The organism is Pseudomonas sp. HD57-3 (assembly GCF_056113135.1).
The window spans coordinates 1,458,481-1,467,669 of the sequence record NZ_CM148568.1 but is presented as its reverse complement, the minus strand read 5'-3'; the positions used below and the strand labels follow the sequence as shown (position 1 = coordinate 1,467,669).

General features: G+C 62.3%; 8 protein-coding genes. 7 read left to right on the top strand and 1 reads right to left on the bottom strand.

Going from position 1 to position 9,189, the window contains the following annotated elements; all coding sequences use genetic code 11:
* Nucleotides 1–6: 6 nt before the first annotated feature.
* Nucleotides 7–729 carry a tellurite resistance TerB family protein gene (locus tag AC0R79_RS06505; protein ID WP_127797033.1) on the bottom strand — a complete coding sequence of 241 codons (723 nt, stop codon included), beginning with the start codon at nucleotides 727–729 and terminating at the stop codon, nucleotides 7–9.
* Between the two features lie 176 nt (nucleotides 730–905).
* On the opposite strand from AC0R79_RS06505, the gene AC0R79_RS06500 reads away from it, so the two are divergent.
* The 7 genes from AC0R79_RS06500 to AC0R79_RS06470 all read left to right on the top strand — a co-directional run bounded on the left by AC0R79_RS06500 (nucleotide 906) and on the right by AC0R79_RS06470 (nucleotide 9,106).
* Nucleotides 906–1,820, top strand: coding sequence for a LysR family transcriptional regulator (locus AC0R79_RS06500; RefSeq protein WP_007954670.1), 915 nt, complete (start codon nucleotides 906–908; stop codon nucleotides 1,818–1,820).
* Nucleotides 1,821–1,919: 99 nt separating this feature from the next.
* The gene (locus tag AC0R79_RS06495) at nucleotides 1,920–3,407 is read left to right on the top strand and encodes a gamma-aminobutyraldehyde dehydrogenase (protein ID WP_085609163.1); all 1,488 of its coding nucleotides are present in this window, start codon (nucleotides 1,920–1,922) and stop codon (nucleotides 3,405–3,407) included.
* An 82-nt stretch (nucleotides 3,408–3,489) separates the two neighbouring features.
* Nucleotides 3,490–4,641, top strand: coding sequence for a putative ABC transporter substrate-binding protein YdcS (ydcS, locus tag AC0R79_RS06490; RefSeq protein ID WP_085609162.1), 1,152 nt, complete (start codon nucleotides 3,490–3,492; stop codon nucleotides 4,639–4,641).
* A 216-nt stretch (nucleotides 4,642–4,857) separates the two neighbouring features.
* The gene (locus tag AC0R79_RS06485; RefSeq protein WP_474733754.1) at nucleotides 4,858–5,895 is read left to right on the top strand and encodes an ABC transporter ATP-binding protein; all 1,038 of its coding nucleotides are present in this window, start codon (nucleotides 4,858–4,860) and stop codon (nucleotides 5,893–5,895) included.
* Between the two features lies 1 nt (nucleotide 5,896).
* Nucleotides 5,897–6,832 (top strand): ABC transporter permease, encoded by a 936-nt coding sequence (locus AC0R79_RS06480; protein WP_127797030.1) that lies wholly within the window; start codon nucleotides 5,897–5,899, stop codon nucleotides 6,830–6,832.
* Nucleotides 6,822–7,631 carry an ABC transporter permease gene (locus AC0R79_RS06475; protein ID WP_102688605.1) on the top strand — a complete coding sequence of 270 codons (810 nt, stop codon included), beginning with the start codon at nucleotides 6,822–6,824 and terminating at the stop codon, nucleotides 7,629–7,631. Before AC0R79_RS06480 ends, AC0R79_RS06475 begins: the two co-directional genes overlap by 11 nt.
* A gap of 50 nt (nucleotides 7,632–7,681) precedes the next feature.
* Nucleotides 7,682–9,106 (top strand): gamma-aminobutyraldehyde dehydrogenase, encoded by a 1,425-nt coding sequence (locus AC0R79_RS06470; protein ID WP_007954662.1) that lies wholly within the window; start codon nucleotides 7,682–7,684, stop codon nucleotides 9,104–9,106.
* Nucleotides 9,107–9,189: the final 83 nt, after the last annotated feature.

Genomic DNA, 9,189 nt, shown 5'->3' with positions numbered 1-9,189 from the left:
GCGGCTTCACTGGGTAGCTACACGGACCTGCTTCTCCAGCTCCACCTTCAACCCAGGCTCCAGCTTCAACTGCCGCGCCAGTTCATCCAGATAGCTCTTCTCCATGAAGTTCTCCTCATCCACCATCATCACGCTCGCCACGTACATCTCGGCCGCCATCTCCGGCGTGCTCGCCACGCGGGCGACGTCGGTGGGGTCGAGGGGTTTGTTGAGTTCGGCGTGGAGCCAGTGTTTGAGTTCCTGATCGTTGTCGAGTTTGGTGAATTCGCCTTCGATCAGTTGGCGTTCGCGGTCGTCGATGTGGCCGTCGGCTTTGGCGGCGGCGACCAGGGCTTTGAGGATGGCCTGGCTGTGTTGTTCGACTTGCGCCGGTGGCAGGCGATCGAGGGTTTGCGGTTCGCTTTGCGGGGCGGTGCCTTTTTGGGCGTTCCAGTTGCCGTAGGCTTTGTAGGCGATCACGCCGAGGGCGGCGAGGCCGCCGTAGAGGGCGACTTTACCGCCGACCTTGCGGGCCTTTTTACTGCCCAGCAGCAGGCCCATGGCGCCGGCCGCCAGAGCACCGCCGCCTGCGCCTGACAGCAAACCGCCGAGTGCGCCATTACTGGAAGATCCGCCCAGCAAGCCGCCCAAACCACCGGCGGCCGGTTTGTTCTGCGCTCCGCCCGCCTTGTTCTGCAGCAGATCCTGGCCGGACTTGAGGAGTTGATCGAGCAATCCACGGGTGTTCATGTTCCGTCTCCAAACTGGGGTTATCCGGATCAATAAGGCCCTCAGCCTAGTTCGAAAGTGCCCGTCACTTGGGTGCGAGTGTGCTTCCAGATGTTGCCTGGCCCACCGCAGCCCTTCGCGAAAATAGATATACACTCGAGGCAATCTATAAAAACCGCCCACCGGGTAATCCTTCCATGATGACCTTGCGTCAGATCCGCCATTTCATCGCCGTGGCCGAGACCGGCTCGATCTCCGCCGCCGCGCAAACCGCGTTCATTTCTCAATCGACCCTGACCCTGGCCATCCAGCAACTGGAGGAAGAGATCGGCGTCAGCCTGTTCAATCGCCACGCCAAGGGCATGACGCTCACTCATCAGGGCCACCAGTTCCTGCGCCAGGCGCACCTGATTCTGGCCACCGTGGACAACGCCAAACGCAGCCTCCAACAAAGCACCGATCAGGTCGCCGGGCAATTGATCGTCGGCGTGACCAGTCTGGTGGCCGGTTATTACCTGGCGGATTTGCTCACCCGTTTTCAGCGCGCGTATCCCAATGTCGAGATCCGGGTGATGGAGGACGAGAGGCCGTACATCGAGCATTTGCTGGTCAGTGGCGAGATCGATGTCGGGGTGCTGATCCTCTCCAACCTCGAAGACCGCCACGCCCTGCAGACCGAAGTGCTGACCCACTCGCCGCACCGTTTGTGGCTGCCGGCCCAGCATCCGCTGCTGGAACACGACAGCATCAACCTCGCCGATGTCGCCCGTGAGCCGCTGATTCAACTGAACGTCGACGAGATGGATCGCAACGCCCAACGTCTATGGCGCGGCGCCGGACTGCAACCGAAGATCACCCTCAGAACTGCGTCCACCGAAGCCGTGCGAAGTCTGGTGGCTGCGGGATTGGGCGTTTCGATCCAGCCGGACATGACCTACCGCCCGTGGTCGCTGGAAGGCGACATCATCGAGGCGCGGCCAATTGCCGACCTCAACCAGACCCTCGACGTCGGTCTGGCCTGGCGTCGCGGCACCGCCCGCCCTGCACTAGTCGATCCCTTCCTGACCGTGGCCCGCGAGCAGCCTCACGGCGGACGCAAGCCATCTATTTAATCGAATGCCACCTTCAGTATTTAGAATTTGTCGACCCCGGAGCCGCGCACTAGTCTTGCTGCATCTATAGGACGGTCGGCTCCCGGAACAGGGAGCAACATGGCCATACAAGAAAAGAGATCACGGAAAATGGCTGGCGCGCAGACCCACATGCACACCGCGTTGCTGATCGACGGCGAACTGGTCGCCGGCCAGGGTTTTGTCGAACCGATCCTCAACCCGGCCACCGGCGAAGTCCTGACCCAGATCGCCGAAGCCAGCACCGAGCAAGTCGAAGCCGCCATCCTCGCCGCCCACCGCGCCTTTGCCGAGTGGTCGCGCACCACCCCGCAACAACGCTCGAACCTGCTGTTAGAAATCGCCAACGCTGTCGAAAAACACGCCGATCACCTCGCCCGCCTCGAAGCCCTGAACTGCGGCAAGCCGCTGCATCTGGCGCGGCAGGACGACTTGACCGCGACCGTCGATGTGTTTCGCTTCTTCGCCGGCGCCGTGCGCTGCCAGACCGGCCAGCTCAGCGGCGAATACGTGCCGGGCTACACCAGCATGGTGCGCCGTGATCCGATTGGCGTTGTCGCCTCGATTGCACCGTGGAACTACCCGATCATGATGGCCGCGTGGAAGATCGCTCCGGCCCTCGCCGCCGGCAATACGCTGGTGTTCAAGCCGTCCGAGCACACGCCGCTGTCGATTCTGGCGTTGGCGCCAGCGCTGGCCGAAATCTTGCCGCGCGGGGTGATCAACATTGTCTGCGGTGGCGGCGAAGGCGTCGGCAGTCACCTGGTTGGCCATCCGAAAGTGCGCATGGTGTCGCTGACCGGCGATATCGTCACCGGCCAGAAAATCCTCCAGGCCGCCGCCAAAACCCTCAAGCGCACCCACCTCGAACTCGGCGGCAAGGCCCCGGTGATCGTGTGCAACGACGCCGACATTAAAGCCGTGGTCGAGGGCGTTCGCACTTATGGCTATTACAACGCCGGGCAGGATTGCACGGCGGCTTGCCGGATTTACGCCCAGGCCGGGATTCACGACAAATTGGTGGCTGAACTCGGCGCAGCGGTCAGCAGTTTGCGCTTCGCTGGCAAACGCGATGCCGACAACGAAATCGGCCCGCTGATCAGCACCCGTCAGCGCGACCGCGTGGCCAGCTTCGTCGAGCGCGCCCTCGGCCAGCCGCATATCGAGCGGGTGACCGGCGCGGCGGTGCATTCCGGCGCCGGGTTCTTCTATCAGCCAACGTTGCTGGCCGGTTGCAAACAGAGTGATGAAATCGTCCAGCGCGAAGTGTTCGGCCCGGTGGTGACCGTGACCCGCTTCGACGAACTGGCACAAGCGGTGGACTGGGCCAACGACTCGGAATACGGCCTCGCCTCGTCGGTCTGGACCCAGAACCTGGACAAGGCGATGCAGGTCGCCGCACGCCTGCAATACGGCTGCACCTGGATCAACAGCCATTTCATGCTGGTCAGCGAAATGCCCCACGGCGGGCTGAAACGCTCCGGCTACGGCAAAGACTTATCCAGCGATTCGCTACAGGACTACAGCGTGGTGCGGCACATCATGGCCCGCCACGGCCAGCATCTCTGACTACGCTAATAACAAGCCGACCACGGCATGCTTCACCGCGTTCACAACTGCCCCGACCATAATTTAAAGAAGAGGGTTCACCATGTTCGTGCACAAGACCGCACTGCTCAGTGCAATCACCACGGCCCTGCTGGCCAGCGCCAGCCTGCAGGCCGCCGAGCCGCTGAAAGCCGTCGGCGCCGGCGAAGGCCAGCTGGATATCGTCGCCTGGCCCGGCTACATCGAACGCGGTGAAAGCGACAAGGCCTACGACTGGGTGACCGGTTTCGAGAAGGAAACCGGCTGCAAGGTCAATGTGAAGACCGCCGCCACCTCTGACGAAATGGTCAGCCTGATGGCCAAGGGCGGTTACGACCTGGTGACCGCGTCGGGCGATGCCTCGCTGCGGTTGATCGTCGGCAAGCGTGTGCAACCGATCAACACTGCGTTGATTCCGAACTGGAAATCCCTCGACCCACGCCTGAAAGACGCGCCGTGGTACGTGGTCAACAACCAGACCTACGGCACCCCGTACCAGTGGGGCCCGAACGTGCTGATGTACAACACCAACGTGTTCAAGACTGCGCCAACCAGCTGGAACGTGGTGTTCGACGCGCAGAACCTGCCCGACGGCAAGCCGAACAAGGGCCGCGTGCAGGCCTATGACGGCCCGATCTACATTGCCGACGCGGCGCTCTATCTGAAATCCACCAAGCCTGAGCTGGGGATCAAGGATCCGTATCAACTCACTGAAGATCAGTACAAGGCTGTGCTGGAACTGTTGCGCGCCCAGCAGAAGCTGATTCACCGCTACTGGCACGACACCACGGTGCAGATGAGCGACTTCAAGAACGAAGGCGTGGTCGCGTCCAGCGCCTGGCCGTATCAGGTCAACGGCCTGATCAACGAGAAACAGCCGATCGCTTCGACCGTGCCGAAAGAAGGCGCCACCGGTTGGGCCGACACCACCATGCTGCACGCCGAGGCCAAGCACCCGAACTGCGCCTACAAGTGGATGGACTGGTCGCTGCAGCCGAAAGTCCAGGGTGATGTGGCGGCGTGGTTCGGTTCGTTGCCGGCGGTGCCGGCGGCGTGTCAGGGCAGTGAATTGCTCGGCGCTGAAGGCTGCAAGACCAACGGGTTCGATCAGTTCGACAAGATCGCCTTCTGGAAAACCCCGCAGGCTGAGGGTGGGAAGTTTGTGCCGTATAGCCGGTGGACGCAGGACTACATTGCGATTATGGGCGGTCGCTGACACGCCGCTCTAGCCCGATCGTTCCCACGTCGAGGCGTCGAACCGTCCGCGTGGGAATGCATCACCGGACGCTCCGCGTCCATTCGCATGAGCTGACGCAGAGCGTCACGGGCTGCATTCCCACGCAGAGCGTGGGAACGATCAATTCGAATACTGTTTTTCAGAAGTCCAGGCAGGGCCGCTGCGACGGCCCTCGCCTTTTTGGAGCACCGCATCATGACGCTTGCAGTCCAGTTCACCAACGTTTCCCGGCAGTTCGGCGAAGTGAAAGCCGTTGACCGGGTTTCCATCGACATCCAGGACGGCGAGTTCTTTTCCATGCTCGGCCCCTCCGGTTCGGGCAAGACCACGTGCCTGCGCCTGATCGCCGGGTTCGAGCAACCGAGCGCGGGCTCGATCCGCATTCACGGCGCCGAAGCCGCCGGTCTGCCGCCCTATCAACGCGACGTAAACACGGTGTTTCAGGATTACGCGCTGTTCCCGCACATGAACGTGCTGGACAACGTCGCCTACGGCCTGAAGGTCAAAGGCGTGAACAAGACCGAGCGCCACAAGCGCGCCGAAGAAGCGTTGGACATGGTCGCCCTCGGCGGCTACGGCGCCCGTAAACCGGTGCAGTTGTCCGGCGGTCAGCGCCAACGTGTCGCCCTCGCCCGCGCGCTGGTCAATCGCCCGCGAGTGCTGTTGCTTGATGAGCCGTTGGGCGCTCTCGACCTGAAGCTGCGGGAACAGATGCAGAGCGAACTGAAAAAGCTGCAACGCCAGCTCGGCATCACATTCATCTTCGTCACCCACGATCAGACTGAAGCGCTGTCGATGTCCGACCGCGTGGCCGTGTTCAACAAGGGTCGTATCGAACAGGTCGACACCCCGCGCAATCTGTACATGAAACCCACCACCACCTTCGTCGCTGAATTCGTCGGCACTTCGAACGTGATTCGCGGCGATCTGGCGCGCCAGCTCAGCGGCCACCCGCAGCCGTTTTCGATCCGCCCGGAACACGTGCGGTTCGCCGAAGGCCCGTTGGCCAGCCATGAGATCGAAGTCACCGGCCTGCTCCACGACATCCAGTATCAGGGCAGCGCCACGCGCTATGAACTGACCCTGGAAAACGGCCAGACCCTGAGCATCAGCCAGGCCAACAATCAATGGATCGACAGCAGCGCGCAGCACCAGACCGGTCAGCGCATCAGCGCTCGCTGGGCGCGGGAAGCGATGATTCCGCTGCACGACACCGTTGCGAGCGGGGTGTGACATGACCGCCCTCGCCCTCCCTCAATCGGCGCCGTTGCGCAGGTTTTCCAACCTGCTCTATCGCAAGCCGAACCTGTATCTGTCGATGCTGCTGATACCGCCGCTGCTGTGGTTCGGCGCGATCTATCTCGGCTCGCTGCTGATGCTGCTGTGGCAAGGTTTCTACACCTTCGACGACTTCACCATGGCGGTCACTCCCGACCTGACCCTGGCCAATTTCGCCGCACTGTTCCAGCCGTCGAACTTCGACATCATCCTGCGCACCCTGAGCATGGCCGTCGTGGTGTCGATCGCCAGCGCCATCGTCGCGTTCCCGATTGCCTACTACATGGCGCGCTACACCACCGGCAAGACCAAGGCGTTTTTCTACATCGCGGTGATGATGCCGATGTGGGCCAGTTACATCGTCAAGGCCTACGCCTGGACGCTGCTGCTGGCCAAGGGCGGCGTCGCGCAGTGGTTCGTTCAGCACCTGGGGCTGGAGCCGGTTCTGCAGTTCATTCTGGGGATTCCCGGGGTCGGCGGCAGCACCTTGTCGACCTCGCATCTGGGCCGGTTCATGGTGTTCGTCTACATCTGGCTGCCGTTCATGATCCTGCCGATCCAGGCCTCGCTGGAACGCCTGCCGCCGTCGTTGCTGCAAGCCTCCGCCGACCTCGGGGCCAAGCCGCGCCAGACCTTCATGCAGGTGATTCTGCCGCTGTCGGTGCCGGGGATTGCCGCAGGCTCGATCTTCACCTTTTCGCTGACCTTGGGCGACTTCATCGTGCCGCAACTGGTGGGCCCGCCGGGCTACTTCGTCGGCAGCATGGTCTACGCGCAGCAAGGTGCAATCGGCAACATGCCAATGGCTGCGGCGTTCACGCTGGTGCCGATCGTACTGATCGCTATCTACCTGTCCATCGTCAAACGACTGGGGGCCTTCGATGCACTCTGAGCGCGCGTCATTAGGTTTGCGCATTGCAGCCTGGGGCGGGTTGGTGTTTCTGCACTTCCCGATCCTGATCATCTTCCTCTACGCCTTCAACACCGAAGACGCGGCGTTCAGCTTTCCACCGAAAGGCTTCACGCTGCACTGGTTCAGCGTGGCGTTTTCCCGGCCGGACGTGCTGGAAGCGATCAAGCTGTCGTTGCAGATTGCGGCCATCGCCACGCTGATTGCGATGGTGCTCGGCACCCTCGCTTCGGCGGCGCTGTACCGCCGGGACTTCTTCGGCAAACAGGGCATTTCACTGATGCTCATCCTGCCGATTGCACTGCCGGGGATCATCACCGGGATCGCGCTGCTGGCGACCTTCAAGACGTTGGGCATCGAGCCGGGGATGTTCACCATCATCGTCGGCCACGCGACCTTCTGCGTGGTGATCGTCTACAACAACGTCATCGCCCGTTTGCGCCGTACCTCGCACAGCCTGATCGAGGCGTCGATGGACCTCGGCGCCGACGGCTGGCAGACCTTCCGTTACATCATCCTGCCGAACCTCGGTTCGGCGTTGCTCGCCGGCGGCATGCTCGCGTTTGCGCTGTCGTTCGACGAAATCATCGTCACCACTTTCACCGCCGGCCATGAACGCACCTTGCCGCTGTGGTTGCTCAACCAGTTGAGCCGCCCACGGGATGTGCCGGTGACCAACGTCGTGGCGATGCTCGTGATGCTGGTGACCATGCTGCCGATCCTCGGCGCCTACTACCTGACCCGGGGTGGCGAGAGCGTGGCCGGCAGCGGCGGCAAATGATTTCCCTGACCTTCCCCACCCTGAATTTGCAGTAGAAAGAGGACAACAACATGCAAACCAAACTCTTGATCAACGGCCAACTGGTCAACGGCGAAGGCCCCGCGCAACCGGTGCTCAATCCGGCGCGCGGCGAAGTGCTGGTGGAAATCAACGAGGCCACCGAAGCCCAGGTCGATGCCGCCGTGCGCGCTGCCGACAGTGCCTTCGCCGAATGGTCGCAGACCACGCCGAAAGACCGTTCGCTGCTGCTACTCAAACTCGCCGACGCCATCGAAGCCCACGGCGAAGAGCTGGCGAAACTGGAATCGGACAACTGCGGCAAACCCTACAGCGCCGCGCTGAACGACGAGATTCCGGCGATTGCCGATGTGTTCCGTTTCTTCGCCGGCGCCAGCCGTTGCATGAGCGGTTCGGCCGGTGGCGAATACCTGCCCGGCCACACTTCGATGATCCGCCGCGACCCGGTGGGCGTGATCGCCTCCATCGCGCCGTGGAACTACCCGCTGATGATGGTCGCCTGGAAAATCGCCCCGGCCCTCGCCGCCGGTAATACCGTGGTGCTCAAGCCGTCGGAACAAACCCCGCTGACCGCGTTGCGCCTGGCCGAACTGGCGTCGGATATTTTCCCGGCCGGCGTACTCAATCTGGTGTTCGGGCGTGGGCCGAGCGTAGGCAGTCCACTGGTGACCCATCCGAAAGTGCGCATGGTGTCGCTGACCGGCTCCATCGCCACTGGTTCGAACATCATTTCCAGCACCGCCGACAGCGTCAAACGCATGCACATGGAACTGGGCGGCAAGGCCCCGGTGATCATCTTCGACGACGCCGACATCGACGCGGCGGTCGAGGGCATTCGCACCTTCGGTTTCTACAACGCCGGCCAGGACTGCACCGCCGCGTGCCGGATCTACGCGCAGCAAGGCATCTACGACAAGTTCGTCGAGAAACTCGGCGCGGCGGTCAGCAGTATCAAATACGGCTTGCAGGATGATCCGTCGACCGAACTGGGGCCGCTGATTACCGCCCAGCATCGCGACCGCGTGGCCGGGTTTGTCGAACGCGCTGTGGCGCAACCGCACATTCGTTTGATCACTGGCGGCAAGGCTGTGGACGGCAACGGTTTCTTCTTCGAACCAACCGTGCTGGCCGACGCCCAGCAGGACGACGAAATCGTCCGTCGCGAAGTGTTCGGGCCGGTGGTGTCGGTGACCAAGTTCACCGATGAAGCCCAGGCGCTGGAGTGGGCCAACGATTCGGACTACGGCCTGGCGTCCTCGGTGTGGACGGCGGATGTAGGACGCGCCCATCGCCTGTCCGCTCGGTTGCAGTACGGCTGCACCTGGGTGAATACGCACTTCATGCTTGTCAGCGAAATGCCTCATGGCGGTCAGAAACTGTCCGGCTACGGCAAGGACATGTCCATGTACGGGCTGGAGGACTACACCACGGTTCGGCATGTGATGTTCAAGCACTAAAGGCATCCCCCGGCTTCAAGGCAGAAACCGGTCATCCGCATCACCAGGCATTCAAAACAATAACTACCGATCCGGGCGGCGCC

Excerpts from the sequence above, each read along its gene's own strand:
- AC0R79_RS06505 (WP_127797033.1), bottom strand. The coding sequence starts at position 729 with ATGAACACCCGTGGATTGCTCGATCAACTCCTCAAGTCCGGCCAGGAT.
- AC0R79_RS06500 (WP_007954670.1), top strand. The coding sequence starts at position 906 with ATGATGACCTTGCGTCAGATCCGCCATTTCATCGCCGTGGCCGAGACC.
- AC0R79_RS06495 (WP_085609163.1), top strand. The coding sequence starts at position 1,920 with ATGGCCATACAAGAAAAGAGATCACGGAAAATGGCTGGCGCGCAGACC.
- ydcS (WP_085609162.1), top strand. The coding sequence starts at position 3,490 with ATGTTCGTGCACAAGACCGCACTGCTCAGTGCAATCACCACGGCCCTG.
- AC0R79_RS06485 (WP_474733754.1), top strand. The coding sequence starts at position 4,858 with ATGACGCTTGCAGTCCAGTTCACCAACGTTTCCCGGCAGTTCGGCGAA.
- AC0R79_RS06480 (WP_127797030.1), top strand. The coding sequence starts at position 5,897 with ATGACCGCCCTCGCCCTCCCTCAATCGGCGCCGTTGCGCAGGTTTTCC.
- AC0R79_RS06475 (WP_102688605.1), top strand. The coding sequence starts at position 6,822 with ATGCACTCTGAGCGCGCGTCATTAGGTTTGCGCATTGCAGCCTGGGGC.
- AC0R79_RS06470 (WP_007954662.1), top strand. The coding sequence starts at position 7,682 with ATGCAAACCAAACTCTTGATCAACGGCCAACTGGTCAACGGCGAAGGC.